Source organism: Rhodococcus qingshengii JCM 15477 (genome assembly GCF_023221595.1).
Lineage (GTDB): Bacteria > Actinomycetota > Actinomycetes > Mycobacteriales > Mycobacteriaceae > Rhodococcus_F > Rhodococcus_F qingshengii.
Genome location: NZ_CP096563.1, coordinates 3,893,071 through 3,912,684, shown reverse-complemented (window position 1 = coordinate 3,912,684; position 19,614 = coordinate 3,893,071). Strand labels below are relative to the sequence as shown.

Sequence of the window (19,614 nt, the reverse complement as noted above, 5' to 3'; positions counted from 1 at the left end):
GAGTTTCGCTGTCCGAGCGCGCGACTGACACGCAAGTGTGAAGGAAGGTAATCCGTGAAAACAGGAAGACGAGTGTGGGGCGCTGCCGCGGCGGCGCTCTGCCTCCTGGTGTCGGGATGTGCGGGCGCTGGTGCGCTCGGTGGTTCCGGCGAACGAACAGTCACCATCGCGATGGTGTCGAACTCGCAGATGCAGGACGCCATCAAGCTGGCGCCAGCTTTCGAAGCCGAGAACCCCGGCATCGACCTCAAATTCGTCAGCCTTTCCGAGAACCAGGCGCGCGCCAAGATCACGGCGTCGACGGCAACCGGCGGCGGTGAGTTCGACGTCGTGATGATCAGCAACTACGAGACACCTCAGTGGGCCGCAAACGGTTGGCTCACGAACCTGTCCGAGTACGCAGACAAGACGCCCGGTTACGACGAGGACGACTTCGTGCCGTCGATCAAGACTTCTCTGTCGTACGAGGACAGTATGTACGCGGTCCCCTTCTACGGGGAGTCGTCGTTCCTGATGTACCGCAAGGATCTGTTCGATCAGGCGGGGATTACAGTTCCCGAAGACCCGACGTGGCAAGAAGTCGCAGGTTGGGCAGCGCAGTTCGACAACCCGGACGCCAAGATGGCGGGAATCTGCTTGCGCGGAAAGCCTGGCTGGGGTGAGGTACTCGCACCGCTGAACACAGTGATCAACACCTTCGGTGGACGCTGGTACGACGAGAATTGGAATGCGCAGCTGACCAGTCCGCAGGTCGAGGATGCGGTTCAGTTCTACGTGGACACGGTCAAGGAGCACGGTCAGCCGGGTCCTGCCACAAGCGGATTCGGAGAATGTGCAACACAATTCGCGCAAGGCAACACGGCGATGTGGTACGACGCGACGTCGGCTGTGTCGGTTCTCGAGGATCCTTCGTCGTCGAAGGTAGTCGGCAACATCGGATATGCGAAGGCCCCGAAGGTCGAGAAGTCCGATCCTGGTTGGCTCTACACGTGGGCGCTCGGAATCCCGGAGTCGGCAAAGAACAAAGATGACGCCTGGAAGTTCATTTCCTGGATGACGAACAAGGACTACATCCAGAAGGTCGGAACCGAACTCGGCTGGTCGAGAGTTCCTCCGGGAAGTCGCCTATCGACCTACGAGATTCCGGAATATCAAGAGGCCGCACAGGCATTCGGTCCGATCACCCTCGAATCGATCAACAATGCAGATCCGAAAAACCCGACAGTGCAACCGGTTCCGTACACCGGCGTCCAGTTCCTCACCATCCCTGAGTTTCAGGACCTGGGCACTCGCGTCAGCCAGCAGATCAGTGCGGCCATCGCGGGTCAGAAGAGCGTGAAAGAAGCACTCGAACAATCCCAGCAGTATGCCGAGGTGGTCGGCAAGACCTATCAGGAGAACCGATGACTACGGTTGCCGAGCCCAGAACTACGGTGGACGACGCGCCACCGGTCCGTGTCGAAAAGAAGATCTCCCGCGCCGAGGGTTGGCGTCGTAGAGGTCCCCTGTTGCCGGCGTTGATCTTCTCGATCGTCGTCACCCAGATTCCGTTTCTGTTCACCCTCTACTACTCGACGCAGTCGTGGAACCTAGTCCGGCCGGGATCGCGGCACTTCAACGGGTTCGACAACTACATAGAGGTTTTCAAGGACAGTCAGTTTCGGGAAGTCGCGGTCAACACGGTCATCATGATCGTGGGAACCGTCATCGTTTCCGTGATCCTCGGACTCGCGCTGGCGCTGCTACTCGACCGCGCATTCCTTGGTCGGGGCATCGTCCGGACACTGCTGATCACGCCGTTTCTCATCACTCCCGTCGCCGGCGCATTGCTGTGGAAGACAACAATGTTCGACCCGGTGTTCGGTATCGTGAACTTTGTCCTCCAGCCTTTCGGCGTCGGCCAGGTCGACTGGGTCAGTAAGTTTCCGCTCGCCGCCGTCATGATCAATCTGATCTGGCAGTGGACGCCCTTCATGATGCTGCTCATTCTGGCCGGTTTGCAGTCCATGCCCCGAGACATTCTCGAAGCCGCACGAGTGGACGGAGCCAAGCCGTTTGCGATGTTCCGCGAACTGACGTTGCCGCACCTGCGCCGCTTCATCGAACTCGGTGCAGTTCTGGGTGCGATCTACCTCGTGAACACCTTTGACGCGGTGTACATGATGACGTCGGGCGGGCCCGGCGTGGCCAGCTCGAACCTGCCGTTCTACATCTACCAGCGCGCGTTCCTCGGCTTCGACGTAGGTCAAGCTGCGGCGATGGGTGTCGTAACAGTGATCGCGACGATCATCGTGTCGACACTTGCGCTCCGATTGATCTTCAAGAGCTTCACCGGCAACGAGGAGGCGGCGTGATGACTGCCGTAGAGACGACAAGCGCGACGGCGGACAAGCCCGTCGTCAAGAAAAAGAAGAGCAGCAAGTTCAGTCCGTGGTCGGTTGTGGCGTGGATCGCCGCTCTCGGGTTTTTCTTCCCGGTCTTCTGGATGGTCCTCACCGCGTTCAAGACCGAGGCAGACGCCTACACGGATCCGCCGAAGCTGTTCTTCACTCCCACCCTCGAACAGTTCCGTGCCGTCCTCGACTCCGGTCTCGGCACGACGCTGGCAAACTCCGCATTTGCGACGGCCATGTCGACGATTCTTGTTCTGCTACTGGGTGTTCCGGCTGCGTTTGCATTGTCGCTTCGCCCGGTAGCCAAGACTCAGGACGTTCTGTTCTTTTTCATCAGTACCAAGATGCTCCCAGTCGTCGCTGCAATCGTGCCGCTGTACGTGATCGTCAACGACATCGGATTGCTCGACAACATCTGGGCGCTGGTCATCTTGTACACATCGATGAATCTGCCGATCGCAGTGTGGATGATGCGTTCGTTCTTTCTCGAAGTCCCCGGCGAACTTCTCGAAGCTGCCAGCATGGACGGCGCGAGTTTGTGGACCTCGGTTCGCGAGGTGATCCTCCCGCTGATCTCGCCCGGAATTGCTGCGACTGCGCTGATCTGCGTGATCTTCTCGTGGAACGAATTCTTCTTCGCCGTCAACCTGACAGCTGTTCAAGCACAGACGATTCCGGTCTTCCTGGTCGGGTTCATCACCGGCGAGGGCCTGTACTGGGCTCGGCTCTCCGCGGCAGCGACCATGGCGGCATTGCCCGTCATCCTGGCCGGTTGGTTCGCCCAGAACAAACTGGTGCGCGGCCTGTCCTTCGGTGCAATCAAATAATTCTCCTCACCCTCTCAGGAGTTCGTCATGGCTGAAATCTCGTACCAGAAAGCGTCTTGCATCTACGAAGGTGCCGGGACCCTCGCTGTAGATTCACTCGATCTCGACATCAACGACAGGGAGTTCATCGTGCTCGTCGGTCCGTCAGGTTCCGGAAAGTCCACGGCCCTGCGCATGTTGGCAGGGCTCGAGGACATCGATTCCGGCGCGATCACCATCAACGGCAAGGACATGACCGATGTCCCGTCCAAGGATCGCGACATCGCAATGGTCTTCCAGAATTACGCGCTGTACCCCAATAAAACCGTCGGCGAAAATATGGGGTTCGCGTTGAAGATGCGCGGTGTGCCCGTCGAGGAGCGTAAGAAGAAAGTGGCCGAAGCGGCCAAACTGCTTGACCTGACTGACTATCTCGACCGCAAACCGGCCAAGCTTTCCGGTGGTCAACGGCAGCGAGTTGCCATGGGCCGAGCTATCGTTCGTGAACCGCAAGTGTTCTGCATGGACGAGCCGCTCTCCAACCTCGACGCAAAGCTACGCGTCCAGACCCGCACGCAGATCGCGGCGTTGCAGCGTCGTCTCGGAACCACCACCGTCTACGTCACGCACGATCAGGTGGAAGCGATGACGATGGGTGATCGCGTGGCAGTGCTCAAGGGCGGCAAGTTGCAACAATTCGCTTCTCCGACCGAACTTTACGATCGGCCGGCCAATGCGTTTGTTGCCGGTTTCATCGGATCTCCAGGTATGAACTTGGTAACGGCGCCGGTCAGTTCGGGTGGGGTGCGTTTCGGTGACGTCGAGGTTCCGCTGGACCGCGAGCAGATGGCGGCAATCGCCGCGGCCGGTCTGGCTTCGGTCACAGTGGGAATTCGGCCCGAGCAATTCCAGGTGGTTGCTGCCGGAGACGGAATCGCAGCTCAGATCGACCTGGTAGAGGAACTGGGCAACGAGTCGTACATCTACGCACACGTGCCTGGTACCGAAGCCGACCCGATCTCGCTCGTTGCACGCACCGGCGGTCGATCGAAGCTGCAGTACGGCCAGACGCTGGGCTTCGAGCGGGTGGACGGCCTCGTTCACCTCTTCGACCCGACTACGGGTGAGCGCGTGGGTAGCTGAATCCCACCATAATCGTGACCTGCTCGGCACCCGAACTCGTTCGTGCCGAGCAGGTCACATCCATCTTCGACCGGTGAGAAGGTTAGGGTCTACCGATGAGTGATACACGCGAACGATCCGTCGTGGTGTGTGGTGAGGGACTGGTTGATCTGGTTCCGGTGGGGGAGAACTTCTCACCCAAGTTGGGCGGTGGACCGTTCAACGTTGCGGTTGCACTGGGTCGACTCGGATCCGACGTGGGATTCGTCTCTCGCTTGTCCACCGACGCCTTCGGAGATCGGATGATCGACTCGCTGGCCGCGTCCAATGTCGACACAACCGGAGTCGAACGTGGGCCCGAGCCGACAACTCTGGCCGTCGTGAACCTTGCAGCGGACGGAGGTGCGCGGTATTCCTTCTACCTCGAGGGAACGGCAGATCGACAGTTCGCGCTGCCGAAACTTCCCTCTGCCCGGGCATTCTCGTTCGGAACGCTGTCGCTGGTGCTCGAGCCCGGGGCCTCGGCCTACGAAGCTTTGCTGCACGAAGCACACGCCCGCGGTCGACTCACCATGGTCGACCCCAACATTCGTCCGGCGGTGATCTCCGACCCGGACGCGTATCGACGACGGTTTCGTTCGTGGTTGCCCGCCATCGATATTCTCAAAGTGAGCGACGACGACGCGAAGTGGTTGGGTTCGGTCGACGGCGCCGAGTGGCTCCACGAAGGCGTCGGCGCCGTCCTGCTCACCCGTGGTGGTGACGGGTTGCGGTTGATCACCGAGCAACTCGATGTTTCGGTGCCGGCGCCCGCAGTCGACGTCGCGGACACGATCGGTGCCGGAGATACCGTACACGGAGCCCTGTTGGCCTACCTTGATCGTCACGACGCACTCGACGTCGCTGTTGTGCGCGGGTTCTCCGAGGCAGATTGGTCGGCCGCGTTGACCTTTGCCGCACGCGCGGCAGCCGTCACCGTGTCACGTCCCGGGGCGGATCCGCCGTGGTCAAGGGAGTTGGGCCGGCCCGTCTAGCACTGGGGACCACCGCCCTACTGCGAGCGCAGTACGTCGAACTGCCTACCTGTGCACGATGTGCGACGGGGTCGTGTATCGGCACAGTGACACGCATGTCGATATTCCTGTACAAACTCTCGCGACTCGCGTTTCGGCGCCGTTGGGCAATGGTGGGCTTCTGGGTCGTCCTGCTGGTGGCGGGCGGAGTAGGCGCAGCAACGCTGTCCGGTCCGACCGTCAATACGTTGTCGATTCCGGGCACCGAATCACAAGCGGCGCAAGATCTTCTGGCTGAAAGATTTCCGCAGTCGTCCACCGACGGAGCCAGTGCTCGCATCGTCTTCGAATCTCCGGCGGGCACGACGCTCACCGATCCGGCGATTCGACAATCCGTCAGTGACTTGGTCTCTGCGCTCGGGAAGGACCCCGAGGTTGCAGCGGTATCGGATCCATATGCCTCCGGCGGAGTGTCGCCGACTGGGACGATCGGATACATGCAGGTCTCCTATACCGCCGACTCGATCGACTTGCCGGACAGCTCGAAAGAACTGCTCGAGTCCGCCGTTCACGACGCTGCGGGTTCGGGACTGGCGATCGATGTCGCCGGCAACGTGCTGATGGAAAGCAGCGCCGAATCGATGGGCGAAGTGATCGGCGTCGCGATCGCCGCTGTGGTCCTGACGGTCACTTTCGGTTCGTTGGTGGCAGCAGGGCTTCCCTTGATCAGCGCGTTGATCGGCATCGGCATCGCGATCTGCACGATCACTATCGCAACTGGTTTCATCGAATTGGGTTCGAGCACAACCGTCCTGGCAATGATGCTGGGGCTCGCCGTGGCGATCGACTATTCGCTCTTCATCGTCTCGCGCTACCGCTCCGAACTACGTGACGGACATGATCCGGAAATTGCTGCGGGCCGCGCAGCGGGGACGGCGGGTTCGGCCGTAGTGTTCGCGGGGTTGACGGTGCTCATCGCATTGGCAGGACTGTTCGTCGTGAACATCCCGTTCCTGACGAGCATGGGTCTGGCTGCGGCGTTTGCAGTTGCTGTTGCAGTGGTGATTTCACTGACCCTGCTGCCCGCCACGCTGGGATTTGCTGGATCGCGCGTTCTGAGCCGATCCGATCGTCGCCTGCTTGCGTCCGGTGGTCAGTTGACGCATCGCAAGACGAAGGAAGGCGCAGGCTCGCGATGGGCCAAGTTCGTGATCCGGCGTCGAGTTCCGGTTTTGCTCGCGTCAGTCCTCGGGCTGGGATTGCTGGCGATCCCCACCTTCGGAATCAACCTGAGTTTGGCGAGCCCACCAGTGCCCGACACAACTGCCGCCAGGGCTACCGACCGACTATCCGAGGGGTTCGGTGCCGGGTTCAGCGGCCCGCTCATGGTGGTCGTCGACGTTGCCGACGCCGCAGATCCGGCAGCGGCATTGAGCGGCGCCCAGGAAAAGCTCGGTGCTCTGCCCGACGTAGCGGCAGTGACGCCGCCAGCACTCAATCAGGCCGGCGATACAGCAGTCATCACGGTGGTTCCCTCGAGCGGCCCCGAAACCGAGGCAACAAAGGCGCTCGTCGCAGATATACGTGAGGTCGCCGGATCACTGACCGACGAGACCGGGGCCACGATGTCGGTCACCGGTCAGACAGCGTTGACGATCGACGTCTCGGACCGCCTGGCTGATGCCCTCGTTCCCTACCTCGCATTGGTCGTCGGCCTCGCCTTCATTCTTTTGATGCTGGTGTTCCGCTCGATCTTGGTACCGCTCAAGGCAACTCTCGGATTTCTGCTCTCGATCGGTGCGACGTTCGGTGTGCTGGTCGCAATCTTCCAGTGGGGTTGGTTCGCAGGCATTCTCGGAATCGAAGGTCAAACCGGATCAGTTGTGGCGATGTTGCCCATCTTCATGATCGGCATCGTCTTCGGGTTGGCGATGGACTACCAGGTGTTCCTGGTGACCAGAATGCGTGAAGCGTTCGTCCACGGTGACGGACCGGATGAAGCAGTCGTGAAGGGCTTCGACCAGGGCGCGCGAGTCGTCACGGCCGCGGCGCTGATCATGATCGCCGTTTTCGCGGGCTTCATCTTCGGCGGCGACGCCTTCATCATGCAGATTGGACTCGGACTCTCGTTCGCGGTTCTGTTCGACGCCTTCGTGATTCGTATGACCGTCGTACCGGCCGTCATGTCCCTGTTGGGCTCGAAGGCATGGTGGTTCCCCTCATGGCTGGACCGGTTGGTCCCGAACGTCGATGTCGAGGGGGAGCAGTTGACTGCGCTGCTCGCAGATTCGAAGGATTCCACTGAGCCCGCGAACGACAAGTTGTCGGTGTGATCCGGATACGGTAGATCGATGACCTCGACTTCGACGTGGGGTCGATGGTGTGCGGAACACCCGCGCACCATCGACCTGGCACTGACCATCCTCGTGCTCCTTGCCACGTGGACGGCGCACCGCATCGCGCTCGACGGCAATGAGACCCGCGAGGTCACGGTTGTGGGAGTTGTCGTGACAGCTATTGCAGCCGCAACCATCGTGTTCCGAAGGCGCTATCCGTTCTCGGCACTCGCGGTGGCAGTGCTTCTCGGCGTTTTGATGATTGCACTGTCAGCGCCGCCGAATGCCGGCACAGGTTCGGCGGCGATGGTGTGCCTCTACTACGTTGCCAGCACGAGTGACCGCCGGAGGACCTTCTTCGCAGCGGCGAGCACAGTCAGCTCGCTGATGCTCGTCACGATCTTCCTGGGAGTGGGGAACAATCTCCTGCAGGAGGCACTGGGGTTGTTGTCGTGGTTGCTGATGGCAAGTTTTGCCGGCGCCGAGGTCCGTTCTCGCCGAGCCTATCTGGAGTCCGTCGAGGCGCGCGCGGTGCAAGCGGAAAGAATGCGCGAGGACGAGGCCCGACACCGCGTCGTCGAAGAAAGGATGCGGATTGCGCGAGACTTGCACGACGTTGTCGCGCACCACATTGCCTTGGTCAACCTGCAAGTCGGGGTCGCGTCGCACTTGATCGGGAAAGACCCGGAGAAGGCGACGACTGCACTACGCGGAGTGGAGGAAACGTCCAAGGCGGCACTCGATGAAATTCGGGCCACGGTCGGAGTTCTCCGTGATGCTCAGGACGGTGATCGCTCGATGAAGCCGGCTCCGGGGCTTTCGGATCTACCGGCACTGGTGGATCAATTCGTCAGTGCGGGAATGGAAATCGAAGTGCGCGCTGTGGGTTCGCTGCGCCCTCTCGGGCCAGCAGTAGACCTCACGGCGTACCGAATTGTCCAGGAAGCACTCGTGAATGCGAGCAAGCATGCGTTGCCAGGGGCCGTCACCGTGTCGTTGTCGTACGAAGCCGAGGTTCTGGTGCTGTCGGTCGAAAACTCCGGAACGGCAGTGCCTTCGACGTCACCGCCCGGGTACGGACTGCTGGGAATGAAGGAGAGGGCACAGGCAATGGGAGGCGAGGTCTCAGCAGGATTCCGCGCCGACGGGGGATTTCGTGTGGACGCCCAACTTCCGCTTGTCTCGGTGTCCAGGGGTTCGGAGCGTGAGGAGTCGTGAGTATTCGGGTGGTAGTGGCAGACGATCAGGCGCTCTTCCGTCAAACGCTTGCGCTGCTGATCGGTTCGGAAGAGGACATGGAGGTGGTCGCCGAGGCGGCAGACGGAGAGCAGGCATTCCAGGCGGCGCTCGAGCATCGACCCGACGTTGTATTGATGGACATTCGAATGCCAGGCACCAGCGGAGTCGAAGCGACCGCCATGATTGCCGATCATCCGGATTTGACCGACGTGCACGTGTTGATTCTTACCACCTTCGAAGTGGATGAGCATGTGGCACAGGCGATCCGGGCGGGAGCCAGCGGCTTCATCGGCAAAGGAATCCGAGCCGAGGATCTACTCGATGCTGTTCGGACGGTCGCAGGTGGGAACTCTTTGCTGTCGCCGATTGCGACCAGCGCGTTGATTTCTCGGTTCCTTTCCACTCCGTCGCGGGCCGACTCGACTTCTGGGATTTTCGGTCAATTGACACCACGCGAACTCGAAGTGGTAACCCTCGTTGCCCTCGGGATGTCCAACGACGAAATCGCCGCGGAATTGGTGATCAGCGCGGTCACGGCAAAAACCCATGTGAATCGAGCGATGACAAAACTGGATGTCCGCGACCGTGCGCAACTGGTGGTTCTCGCATATCAATGCGGTGTGGTGATTCCGGGACGCTCGGTGGATTGACTCGAAAAACTCTTGACTCGAACGGGTGTTCGAGTATTGTTTGGGGGGGGGGATCGGGGGATTCAATGAGTGTCTTGTTGTCGGACGTGGTGTCTGGTTCTGCGGTGGGGTTACGCGGACGGTTGTGGCAGTTGACTGCTGCGGAGTTGCGCGCTGCTGCTGTCGAGGCGAGTGCGGAGATTCTGCGCCTGGAAGCCGTTCGTGTTGCGGTGGTCGACGAACTTTCGTTGCGTTCCGATGATCAGGTGATTGCCAGCCGCGGGGTGGGGTCCTGGTTGGCGGCGAACACGATGTTGCAGGTTCGGGACGGGAAGAAGATCGCCGCGTTGGGTGCGGCTTTGCGGCCGTTTCCTGCGGTGGCGGCTCGGTTCGATTGCGGGGATTGCTCGTTCGATCATGCCGTGTTGATCGTGGCGTTCTGCGAGTCACCGCCGAAGGGGATGCCGGAGGAGGCATTACCGAAGTGTATCGATTTGTTGTTGGCGGCTGCGTCGGGTGTGGAGGCGACGACGACGAAGGTGCGGAACGTGATCGCGACGTTGGAGCGGTTGTTCGAATCGGATGAGATTCCGCCCGCCGAGGATGTCGATCTCAATGAGTTGCGGATCGCGTCGACCTTGAACGGTCGAGTGGTGGTGCGTGGCGATTTCGATGCCCTCACCGGTGAAATGTTGCTCTCGGCGTTGTCGAATTTGACGATGCCGACCCCGGCACCGGATGGGACGCCGGATGCCCGGTCGGCGGCGAAACGCACCGCGGACGGGTTCACCGAACTGATCCGGCGTTACCTGGACTGCGCGAAAACCGGTACCGATGGTGGTCAGCGTCCGCATGTGAACGTGCACATCAATGCTCGGGATCTGGCGGAGCATCGGGACTGCGCCGCAACACCCTCCACTGCTGATGGTGAAGAGTCTCTGTCGGATCTTGATGTCGGGCACATGCCCTGGCTGGGACCGCTGTCGGTGTCGCAGACCAGTCTTCTCGGGTGTGATTGTTTCCTGTCCACGGTTCTGCTCGACGGTCACGGCGCACCGTTGGATGCGGTACCAGGGAAGAGGTTGGTCACCGCCGAACAGCGAGTGGCGTTGATTGCCCGAGACAGGGGCTGTGCGTTCCCGGGTTGCACATGTGTGCCGGCGTGGACTGATGCGCACCATATCCGGCACTGGGCGAACGGTGGCCCGACGGTGATGAACAACCTGGTCCTGCTGTGCCGTTCGCACCACCGGTTGATGCACCGCAAATCCGGGTTCGTCGGGAAATGGGAAATCCGAATAGGAGTCGACAACAAACCCTGGTTCATTCCGCCGCCCTCGATCGACCCGCAGCAGCAACCGAGGCCGGCGAACACCACCTTCAAAACCTGAGGGGTCAAACCTCAGATGCACCAGAACATGCCCAGGCCTGTTTCAGACCCGCTGCTCTGTGTCCGACCGATTGTGGGAGGTGGAGTCGAATGGTTGCGTGCTTTCGGGGCGGCTCTACTTTCGGGTGCCCGTGTGGCCTGTCCCACTCAGTGGGTCATTATTCCGTCGTTGCCGCGCCGGTTGTGCCAGGTCATTTGGACGTCTGACCTGCAGTGCAAAATCTTTCGTTAGAACACGTTCCAATTTCGCAGATTTGTGGCTATGGTCACAGAGATAGATGCGGGTGTGCGAATGAAAGGGTGAAGTGACGTGAAGACCAAGGGTGCAATCCTGTGGGGCCTCAATGAAAAGTGGTCCGTCGAGGAGATCGAGATCGGTGAGCCGGTAGCCGGCGAAGTTCAGATTCGCATGGAAGCGGCCGGAATGTGCCACTCCGATCACCACATCGTCACCGGCGCGACCCCGATGCCGTCGTTCCCCGTCATGGGTGGGCACGAGGGTTCGGGCGTCATCACCAAGCTCGGCCCGGAGGTCAAGGGTCTGGAGGTCGGCGACCACGTCGTTCTGTCCTTCATTCCGGCTTGTGGAACCTGTCCGGCGTGTTCGGCCGGTCATCAGAACCTGTGTGACCTCGGGATGGGCCTCCTCAGCGGCCAGGCCATCAGTGACGGCACTTACCGGATCCAAGCTCGCGGCGAAAACGTGATCCCGATGTGCCTGCTAGGGACGTTCTCGCCCTACATGGTCGTGAACCAGTCGTCAGTGGTGAAGATCGACAAGGACATTCCGTTCGAGGTTGCCGCACTCGTCGGTTGCGGCGTTCCGACCGGTTGGGGATCGGCAACCCACATCGCCGATGTGAAGCCCGGCGAAGACGTTGTGATCATGGGTGTCGGCGGCGTCGGTATCAGTGCGCTACAGGGTGCAGTTGCATCGGGCGCCCGGTACATCTTTGCCATCGACCCCGTGCCGTGGAAGCGTGAGCAGGCTCTGAAGTTCGGCGCAACGCACGCTTTCGAAAGCGCTGCCGCTGCCATTCAGCCGATCATCGACGCTACGTATGGCCGCATGGCACAGAAGACGATCATCACCGTCGGCGAAATGAGGGGTGAGTACGTCGAAGAAGCGATGATTCTGACGGCAAAGGCCGGCCGTTGTGTCGTCACCGCAATGGGGCACCTGACGGACATGGATGTGAAGCTGAACCTGTTCCTGATGGCGATGCTTCAGAAGGACCTTCAGGGCAACATTTTCGGCGGTGGCAACGCTCGCCAGGACGTGCCGAACCTCCTCGCGATGTACAAGGCAGGCAAGCTGAACCTCGACGACATGGTGACTCGGACCTACACGCTCGAAGGCGTGAACGACGGCTACCAGGACATGTTGGATGGCAAGAACATCCGCGGCGTCATCCGCTACACCGAAGCTGACTGGTGATCGGAAGCGCAACTCTTGTGCCAGTAGTCTGATCGGGTGCCCAGTACTCACAGTCTCGACGTAATCCAGCAGTGGCCGGTCGACAATGCGGCAGCGGTCGTCCTCTCCGGGAAGAATCCCGGTGAGGGCGACCGCATTCGTGGTTTCAGTGGCGACCAGGCGCATGTTTTCCCCCTGGCTTCGGTGACAAAACTGTTGTGCGCCTACGCGATTCTCGTGGCAGTGGAGGAGGGGGCGGTCGAGTTGGATGGGCCGGCCGGGCCTGAGGGGTCGACCGTTCGTCATCTCCTCGCACATGCTTCGGGATTGGCATTCGCCGAACGTGTTGTTCAGGCGCCGGTGGCGTCGAAGCGGATCTACTCGAGTGCGGGGTTCGAGGTGCTTGCCGAGTTGGTTTCCCGGGAGACCGAGATCGAATTTGCCGACTATCTGGCCGAGGCGGTGTTCGCGCCGTTGGCGATGACCAGCGCGGCTCTTGTCGGTCCGGCCGGTCACGGTGCGCAGGCATCGGCAGACGACTTGGCCAAGTTCGCGGCTGAACTGCTCTCGCCGACTCTGGTCTCGGCGCAGACGTTCGCAGAGGCGACAACTGTGCAGTTCCCGGGGCTCAACGGAATTCTTCCGGGTTACGGCTCTCAGCGCCCCAACGACTGGGGGCTCGGATTCGAAATTCGGGGCGACAAGCGTCCGCATTGGACGGGTCTCGAGAACTCGGCCGCTACCTTCGGTCATTTCGGCCAGTCCGGGACGTTCCTGTGGGTCGATCCCACGATCGATACTGCGTGCGTCGTGCTTACCGATCGCGATTTCGGTGATTGGGCCAAGCCTTTGTGGACCGAATTGTCGGATGGCGTGGTCGGTGAAGTTTCGCGGTAGAGCACAAATTTCTCTCCTTCCACTGGCGCAACACGGGTAACACAAGGCACACTGTTCAATCGAGCGTGCTGCACGAACTCGACAGAGGTCGTTGGGGAAGACGTCCCTCGTCGAAGCAGGAGGCTCGAGTGCGCGAAATGAATCAATTCGCGGACGTGACGACTGGTGTGGTTTACATCCACTCGTCGCCCGCGGCGCTGTGCCCGCACGTGGATTGGGCTTTGTCCGCCACGTTGGACAGCCCTGCCAAGCTCAGATGGACCTCACAGCCTGCCTACGACGGGCTTCTGCGTGCGACGACCGACTGGACGGGTCCCGTCGGAACCTGTGCCCGCCTGGTCGACTCGCTACGCGCGTGGCCGATGTTGCGGTTCGAGGTCACCGAGGACCCGAGCCACGGCGTCGACGGCGAACGGTACAGCCATGTGCCCGGTCTGGGCCTGTGGCGCGGATCCACCAGTGCGAACGGTGATGTCGTCGTAGGGGAGATGAAACTGCGGTCCATCATGAATTCCGGTGGAGACATCGCCGCGGAGATCGATCGGGCGATAGGTACACCGTGGGACGAGGAACTTGAACCCTTCCGGAGTTCAGGCGAAGGTGCCGAAGTGACATGGCTGCGAAGGCGTGTCAGCTGACCGAGGTCCATCCTGAACCCTGAGTGCTCTCGCGGCTTGAACGACAAAGACTTGAATGACAAAGGTGGGCCCCGCCGTATCGGCGAGGCCCACCTTGCTGTCCAGGGTTGTCAGAGCGGAATGTTCTTGTGCCGCGCGGGGACAGACGGCGCAGACGCGAGCGCAGCAGTGACGATGCTGCGAGTCTTCGCCGGGTCGATTTCCTCGTCGACGACGCCGATTTCGACCGCGCGGTCGACGCCGCCCGCGATTGCCTCGTGCTCGGCAGCGAGTCGGTCGTGCAATGCTTCACGCTCGTCGTCCGGTGCAGCTGCGAGGGCCCGCTTGTGCAGGATGCCGACAGCAGCCTTCGCACCCATCACGGCTACTTCGGAGTTGGGCCAAGCGAATACGGCAGTGGCTCCCAGTGCTCGCGAGTTCATCGCGATGTAGGCGCCGCCGTAGATCTTTCGAGTGACGACGGTGACGCGGGGGACCGTTGCCTCGGCGAAGGCGTGAAGTAACTTCGCTCCGCGTCGGACAACGCCTTCCCACTCCATCGAGACGCCCGGCAAATACCCGGGAACATCGACGACGACCACGAGCGGCACGCCGAATGCGTTGCACAGTCGCACGAATCGAGCGGCCTTCTCTGCACTTTCGGAGTTCAGGCACCCCCCGAGTCGCAGTGGGTTGTTCGCAATGACGCCAACGGTGCGTCCGGCCATCCGGCCGAAACCGGTGACGATGCTCCGAGCGTAATTGCCTTGCAGTTCTTCGAAACTCGACTCGCCTTCGACGTTGTCGAGCATTTCGTGAACGATCGGACGAACGTCGTACGCGCGTTTCGCGGAGGCAGGCATCATGGCGCGCAGATCGCTGTCGCCGAGTTCCGCTGCCCGCTGATCGAATTCGCCCTGCTCGCACATCATCGAGACCAGGCGGCGCGCGCGGTGCAATGCGTCGGCCTCGTCGTGTGCGGCGATGTGCGCGACACCCGACTTCTTGGTGTGTGTGTCCGGACCGCCGAGTGACACCATGTCGACCTGTTCGCCGGTGACACTACGAACTACGTCTGGCCCGGTGACGAACACTCGGCCTTCCGGCGCCATGATCACGACATCGGTGAGGGCTGGACCGTACGCGGCTCCGCCAGCGGCAAAGCCGAGCACGACGGAAATTTGAGGTATGAGACCCGACGCGCGGACCATGGCCTCGAAGACCAGTCCGACGGCGTGGAGCGCCTCGACGCCTTCAGCCAGACGCGCGCCACCGGAGTGCCAGAGGCCCACGATGGGGGACTCTTCCTCGATAGCGGTATCGATGGCTTTGACGAGGTGTTTGCAACCGTCGACGCCCATGGCGCCACCCATGACAGTGGCGTCGGAGCAGTATGCGATGGTGCGGACGCCGTCGATGTTTCCGGACGCGGCGAGCACACCGGACTTGTCACGGGCGTGGAGCGGCACTGTTGTGCCGGGGTCGAACAGATTTTCCAGGCGCGCAAGAGGATCGCGCGGGTCTGTCGATGATTCGGACTTTGTCACGGGGGCCAGGATGGTCATCGCGTCCTCCTTCAGTACGAGCCTTGGGTGGAACGAAAGGTCGGTGTTGTCCGCGGGTGACGTTGTGTTGCAACGACACCCGCGGACAGGTGCAAACCGCGGTTCGGGCTAGGCCCGACCGAAGGCGAGCGCGACATTGTGCCCACCGAAACCGAACGAGTTGTTCAGTGCGAAATCGAAAGAGCCGGTTCGGGGTTCACCCTTGACGACATCGAGATCGATTTCTGGATCCTGGCTGTCAACATTGAGCGTGGGCGGGATGATCCCGTCACGCACTGCCAGAACCGTGAGGACTGATTCGAGGGCGCCGACAGCGCCGATCGAGTGTCCCAGCGCGGATTTCGGGCCGTACACCGCAGCGTGATTGCCGACCGCTGCGTTGATTGCCTTTGCCTCTGCGATGTCACCGATCGGCGTCGCAGTGGCGTGGGCGTTGATGTGCTTGATGTCGGACTTCGTCAGTCCGGCCATCTCGATTGCTCGGGTCATGGCTCGCGCCGCGCCCAGGCCTTCCGGATGCGGTGCCACGATGTGGTACCCGTCCGAAGTGATTCCGGAACCAAGCAGGCGGGCGTGAATCGTTGCCCCGCGTGCCTTTGCGTGCTCCTCGGTTTCGAGGATCATCAAGGCGCCGGCTTCGCCGAAGACAAATCCGTCGCGGTCCTTGTCGAAAGGACGTGAAGCTGCGGCCGGATTGTCGTTGTTGGTGCTCATCGCACGCATCATGGCGAAGCTCGCGATCGGAACGGCGTCGATGAAGCTCTCGACTCCACCAGCCACAACCATGTCCGCGTCACCCATGACAAGCATGCGGTGAGCGTGAGCAATTGCCTCGGAACCTGATGAACATGCCGACACCGGAGTGATGACGCCACCGCGGGCCCCGAGTTCGAGTCCGACCGTTGCGGCCGGTCCGTTGGGCATGACCATCTGCACCGAGAACGGGGACACCTTGCGGTATCCGCCGCCACGGAGCTTGTCGACGGCGTCGATGAGCGTGTCGCCGCCGCCGAGTCCGGTGCCGATGACAACGGCCAGGCGGTCCTGATCGACTTCAGGGCTGCCGGCGTTGCTCCAGACCGTGCGACTCAACGTGAGGGCAAGGCGTTCCACCCAGCTCATCCGTCGAATTTCGACGCGGGACAAGCCCTCGTCCGGTGAAACCTTCAGGTGCCCGCCGATGCGAATGGGAAGGTCGAACTCGTCGATGAACGGGTCATCGAGGATTCCGATGCCGCTTTCGCCGGCGAGTAGCGCCTTCCACGTGCCATCCACATCACCAGCCACCGAGGTCGACGTCGCGAGGCTCGTGACGACGATGTCGGGGAATTTCCCTTTGCGGGTAGAAGCGGAAGTCACGGTCGGCTCACTCTGCGTTCTTGGCTTCGGCGCCTTCGGCTTCGAGCTTCTGGATGTACGCGACGATGTCGCCGACGGTGCGCAGGCCTGCGAGATCCTCGTCGGGGACCTTCACGCCGTACTTGTCTTCGGTCTGAACGGCGATCTCGACCATGGACAGGGAGTCGATATCGAGGTCGTCCACGAAGGACTTGTCGACGGTGACCTCGGAAGGCTCGATACCGGTGACCTCCTCCACGATCTGGCCGAGTTCCGCGATGATTTCTTCCTGAGTGTGGGCCACTGGTGTGGCTCCCTTCTTGATCGATTGAGGTGGGGTGAAACGTCCGGCCGCCGTTCGGGCTGATCGGCCGGGTGGGCGTCCGAGCTAGGTCAGCTCGGACAGTGCGGAGATATCCTCCGGGTTCTTGAGGGCCACCGTCGGTGTGCCACGCATTTCACGCTTGGCAATTCCGACGAGGGTTCCGGCCGGCGGGAGTTCCACGATCGCGCTGACTTCTGCTGTCCGCAACGACGCGGAGCAGAGGTCCCAACGAACGGGGCGGGTTACCTGCGCGGCAAGCTTGGTGAGGGCGTCGGCGCCCGAGGAGACGGGTGCGCCATCCGAGTTGGAAAGCAGCGTGCGCGTCGGATCGGAAGGGGTGATCTTGGCGGCAGCAGCTGCGACGGCGTCCTGCGCCGGCGCCATGAAGCGGGTGTGGAAAGCTCCGGCGACGGGTAGTGCGCGGACTCGGGCCTTTTCGGGTGCGTTTGCTGCGAGTTCTTCGAGCGCGGTGAGCAGTCCGGCCGCCACGATCTGGCCGGCCGCATTGCGGTTGGCTGCTTCCAGCCCGAGTTCTTCGATTCGTGCGAGCACTTCGGCTTCGTCTCCACCGAGAACGGCTGACATGCCCGTGGGCTCGAGCGAACAAGCCTTGGCCATCTCGGCGCCACGGAGGGCGGCAAGCGCGACCGCGTCGTCAGCAGAGATAACACCGGCGACCGCAGCAGCGGCAAGCTCACCCACCGAATGGCCGGCAGCGATGACGTCGGCGCCGAGGAGCCCACGTGATTCGATTTCCTCGTATGCCAGCAGAGCAGCGGCAACGACGAGGGGCTGGGTTACCGAGGTGTCGGTGATTTCTTCGGCGGTCGCGGTCGTGCCGAGTCGGACGAGGTCCAGGCCGGCTGCCTTCGACCACACTTCGAGGCGGTCTTGTGCTCCGGGCAGTGCCAGCCAGGGGCTGAGCATGCCGGGTGTCTGAGAGCCCTGTCCCGGGGCGAGCAACGAAATCACTTATTAAGAGAACACCGCCGCGAGCGACCTGCGAGATGTCGGTCGCGATGAACTCTGGCGAAGTGTTTTGTAGGGTTCCCACAAAATCCCACGTCGCGCTCGGCCATCGAAATTGGACGCTCAGGGGTTACAGGTTTGTTTGTCCGGATGTTAAAGATGTGACTGAAGTAACCGAATTGTTCGATTTGAGATCGATTTGTGTCAATCGGCCCACGGTAGCGGCGATCCGTAGTACATACGCGTCGCGTGGATTCGTTGGATCCCGGCCGGTAACTTCGGCGATTCGCTTCAAGCGGTACCGAACGGTATTTGGATGAACAAACAGAAGACGTGCACAAGTCTCAACCGCACCTCCACAGTCGAGATAACTGTCTAAAGTATCGGTCAAGACTGTGCCGGATTCAGCTAAAGGTGCGACGAGGAAATCGCGAAGAGCCTTCACGGCAGCGGCGTCTCCCAGTAGTGCCCGTTCCGGGAGCAGTTCAGTCGCGAAAACGGGACGAGGTGCGCCGCGCCACCCGGCAACAGCCTTGATTCCCGCCAGAGCTTCGGACGCACTGAAGTGCGCTGCGCTCAACGAGGGTGTCGTCGGGCCGATCACCACCGGCTCGTCGGCGAAACTCATGAGCAGGTCTTGAAGGAATTGGCTGCCTTCCGTCTTGCTACTCAGTTCCCCGCTGACGATCATCACCAGTCGCGGACCCTGCACCACGGCGAGAACAGCGCGCCCGTGCGCGGCGGCAGTCGCGTGGACGGTGCCGGCAACCGAGACCCGCTCGTCCGGCGGGGGAGACCCGACGATGACGGTGGCCGGAGCCGTGGCATCCCAGTTCAAGGTGGCGGCGCGAGAGAGCATGTCCGAGCCGGTGTCTCCCTGCACGACGGCGTCGACGACGAGCGCTTCCAGTCGCGTGTCCAGGGCACCCCGCGACTCGGCAGCGCTTGCGTACACCGTCGCTGCTGCGAAACCGAGTTCACGCCCGTAGCGCAGGACGGCTTCTGTCAGCGCGATCAGCTGCTGATCGTTGCGGGCGAGAGCCGGCAGCCATTTCTCGAAGAACTCCATCGCCACCCGGACCATGTCGACGGTCTGGCGCAGCGTGAGCTGTCGAGCAAGATCCTGAGGGATGACCGGAAACGACTCGTATCCGAAGCTGATCTCCGAGTCGAGTTGCCGCAGCCATTCCAGGAAATTCACCACCGACGTCTGCACCAACAGTTGAACGTCGGCGCGTTGCGAAGCGTCGAGACTGTCGAAGAACGGAAGCTGCTCCTCCATCACGGTCACGGCCTCGGTGGAGAGCCGGCCGGAGAACTGTTTGACGCGGCGGAGCAAGGCTTCTGGAAGTGGATCGCGAACCTGACGACGGCGGGCGAGTACAGCCTGCAACCCGGACGACTGTGGTCGAGTGCGGCGTACGCCCTCTTCGGGTTTCTCGGGATCAGGTTCGGGCATGAGAAAAACCTACGCCCATCGCCGCAGCGGATGTCGAGATGACACCCGCGGCGATGGGCGTAGGTCTGTTTTCGATCGCTGGGACTGTTGCCCTACGAC

The 19,614-nt window shown here is 61.6% G+C and carries 17 protein-coding genes; 12 read left to right on the top strand and 5 right to left on the bottom strand.

Features of this window, described 5'->3' with window-relative positions; translation table 11 throughout:
- Positions 1 to 54: 54 nt before the first annotated feature.
- The 12 genes from M0639_RS17765 (at position 55) to M0639_RS17710 (ending at position 13,880) form a co-directional block, all read left to right on the top strand.
- Positions 55 to 1,407: an ABC transporter substrate-binding protein gene (locus M0639_RS17765; protein ID WP_064074756.1), complete on the top strand. Its 1,353-nt coding sequence runs from the start codon at positions 55 to 57 to the stop codon at positions 1,405 to 1,407.
- Positions 1,404 to 2,354 (top strand): carbohydrate ABC transporter permease, encoded by a 951-nt coding sequence (locus M0639_RS17760; protein ID WP_019748978.1) that lies wholly within the window; start codon positions 1,404 to 1,406, stop codon positions 2,352 to 2,354. The genes M0639_RS17765 and M0639_RS17760 overlap by 4 nt, the downstream gene beginning before the upstream one ends.
- The gene (locus tag M0639_RS17755; RefSeq protein WP_003941600.1) at positions 2,354 to 3,220 is read left to right on the top strand and encodes a carbohydrate ABC transporter permease; all 867 of its coding nucleotides are present in this window, start codon (positions 2,354 to 2,356) and stop codon (positions 3,218 to 3,220) included. Before M0639_RS17760 ends, M0639_RS17755 begins: the two co-directional genes overlap by 1 nt.
- A gap of 27 nt (positions 3,221 to 3,247) precedes the next feature.
- Positions 3,248 to 4,342 carry an ABC transporter ATP-binding protein gene (locus tag M0639_RS17750; protein ID WP_064074755.1) on the top strand — a complete coding sequence of 365 codons (1,095 nt, stop codon included), beginning with the start codon at positions 3,248 to 3,250 and terminating at the stop codon, positions 4,340 to 4,342.
- A 95-nt stretch (positions 4,343 to 4,437) separates the two neighbouring features.
- Positions 4,438 to 5,355: a carbohydrate kinase family protein gene (locus M0639_RS17745; RefSeq protein WP_064074754.1), complete on the top strand. Its 918-nt coding sequence runs from the start codon at positions 4,438 to 4,440 to the stop codon at positions 5,353 to 5,355.
- 95 nt (positions 5,356 to 5,450) lie between these two features.
- On the top strand, positions 5,451 to 7,667 hold the full coding sequence (locus M0639_RS17740; RefSeq protein ID WP_064074753.1) for an MMPL family transporter: 2,217 nt from the start codon (positions 5,451 to 5,453) through the stop codon (positions 7,665 to 7,667).
- An 18-nt stretch (positions 7,668 to 7,685) separates the two neighbouring features.
- Complete coding sequence (locus M0639_RS17735; protein WP_064074752.1) at positions 7,686 to 8,888, top strand: sensor histidine kinase; 1,203 nt, start codon at positions 7,686 to 7,688, stop codon at positions 8,886 to 8,888.
- Positions 8,885 to 9,559, top strand: coding sequence for a response regulator transcription factor (locus M0639_RS17730; RefSeq protein WP_042450142.1), 675 nt, complete (start codon positions 8,885 to 8,887; stop codon positions 9,557 to 9,559). Before M0639_RS17735 ends, M0639_RS17730 begins: the two co-directional genes overlap by 4 nt.
- 65 nt (positions 9,560 to 9,624) lie before the next feature.
- On the top strand, positions 9,625 to 10,929 hold the full coding sequence (locus tag M0639_RS17725) for an HNH endonuclease signature motif containing protein (RefSeq protein WP_064074751.1): 1,305 nt from the start codon (positions 9,625 to 9,627) through the stop codon (positions 10,927 to 10,929).
- 309 nt (positions 10,930 to 11,238) lie between these two features.
- Positions 11,239 to 12,366: an NDMA-dependent alcohol dehydrogenase gene (locus tag M0639_RS17720; protein ID WP_007735481.1), complete on the top strand. Its 1,128-nt coding sequence runs from the start codon at positions 11,239 to 11,241 to the stop codon at positions 12,364 to 12,366.
- Positions 12,367 to 12,402: 36 nt separating this feature from the next.
- The gene (locus tag M0639_RS17715; RefSeq protein ID WP_007735479.1) at positions 12,403 to 13,242 is read left to right on the top strand and encodes a serine hydrolase domain-containing protein; all 840 of its coding nucleotides are present in this window, start codon (positions 12,403 to 12,405) and stop codon (positions 13,240 to 13,242) included.
- Between the two features lie 128 nt (positions 13,243 to 13,370).
- Positions 13,371 to 13,880 carry a DUF3145 domain-containing protein gene (locus M0639_RS17710; protein WP_042445731.1) on the top strand — a complete coding sequence of 170 codons (510 nt, stop codon included), beginning with the start codon at positions 13,371 to 13,373 and terminating at the stop codon, positions 13,878 to 13,880.
- A gap of 110 nt (positions 13,881 to 13,990) precedes the next feature.
- Here the strand turns inward: M0639_RS17710 and M0639_RS17705 are convergent, their stop codons facing one another.
- The 5 genes from M0639_RS17705 to M0639_RS17685 form a co-directional block, all read right to left on the bottom strand.
- Positions 13,991 to 15,424 (bottom strand): acyl-CoA carboxylase subunit beta, encoded by a 1,434-nt coding sequence (locus M0639_RS17705; protein WP_030537570.1) that lies wholly within the window; start codon positions 15,422 to 15,424, stop codon positions 13,991 to 13,993.
- A 108-nt stretch (positions 15,425 to 15,532) separates the two neighbouring features.
- Positions 15,533 to 16,783 carry a KasA/KasB family beta-ketoacyl-ACP synthase gene (locus tag M0639_RS17700; protein ID WP_003941591.1) on the bottom strand — a complete coding sequence of 417 codons (1,251 nt, stop codon included), beginning with the start codon at positions 16,781 to 16,783 and terminating at the stop codon, positions 15,533 to 15,535.
- A 7-nt stretch (positions 16,784 to 16,790) separates the two neighbouring features.
- Positions 16,791 to 17,066 carry a meromycolate extension acyl carrier protein AcpM gene (gene acpM / locus M0639_RS17695; protein WP_003941649.1) on the bottom strand — a complete coding sequence of 92 codons (276 nt, stop codon included), beginning with the start codon at positions 17,064 to 17,066 and terminating at the stop codon, positions 16,791 to 16,793.
- Positions 17,067 to 17,150: 84 nt separating this feature from the next.
- Entirely contained in the window at positions 17,151 to 18,059 is a 909-nt protein-coding gene (locus M0639_RS17690; protein ID WP_003941630.1) for an ACP S-malonyltransferase, read from the bottom strand.
- Between the two features lie 127 nt (positions 18,060 to 18,186).
- The gene (locus M0639_RS17685; RefSeq protein WP_003941635.1) at positions 18,187 to 19,515 is read right to left on the bottom strand and encodes a PucR family transcriptional regulator; all 1,329 of its coding nucleotides are present in this window, start codon (positions 19,513 to 19,515) and stop codon (positions 18,187 to 18,189) included.
- Positions 19,516 to 19,614: the final 99 nt, after the last annotated feature.

Bases quoted from the DNA above. Each gene is read 5' to 3' on its own strand.
- M0639_RS17735 (WP_064074752.1), top strand. From the start codon at position 7,686: ATGACCTCGACTTCGACGTGGGGTCGATGGTGTGCGGAACACCCGCGC.
- M0639_RS17725 (WP_064074751.1), top strand. From the start codon at position 9,625: ATGAGTGTCTTGTTGTCGGACGTGGTGTCTGGTTCTGCGGTGGGGTTA.
- M0639_RS17760 (WP_019748978.1), top strand. From the start codon at position 1,404: ATGACTACGGTTGCCGAGCCCAGAACTACGGTGGACGACGCGCCACCG.
- M0639_RS17745 (WP_064074754.1), top strand. From the start codon at position 4,438: ATGAGTGATACACGCGAACGATCCGTCGTGGTGTGTGGTGAGGGACTG.
- M0639_RS17685 (WP_003941635.1), bottom strand. From the start codon at position 19,515: ATGCCCGAACCTGATCCCGAGAAACCCGAAGAGGGCGTACGCCGCACT.
- M0639_RS17750 (WP_064074755.1), top strand. From the start codon at position 3,248: ATGGCTGAAATCTCGTACCAGAAAGCGTCTTGCATCTACGAAGGTGCC.
- M0639_RS17740 (WP_064074753.1), top strand. From the start codon at position 5,451: ATGTCGATATTCCTGTACAAACTCTCGCGACTCGCGTTTCGGCGCCGT.
- M0639_RS17705 (WP_030537570.1), bottom strand. From the start codon at position 15,424: ATGACCATCCTGGCCCCCGTGACAAAGTCCGAATCATCGACAGACCCG.
- M0639_RS17755 (WP_003941600.1), top strand. From the start codon at position 2,354: ATGACTGCCGTAGAGACGACAAGCGCGACGGCGGACAAGCCCGTCGTC.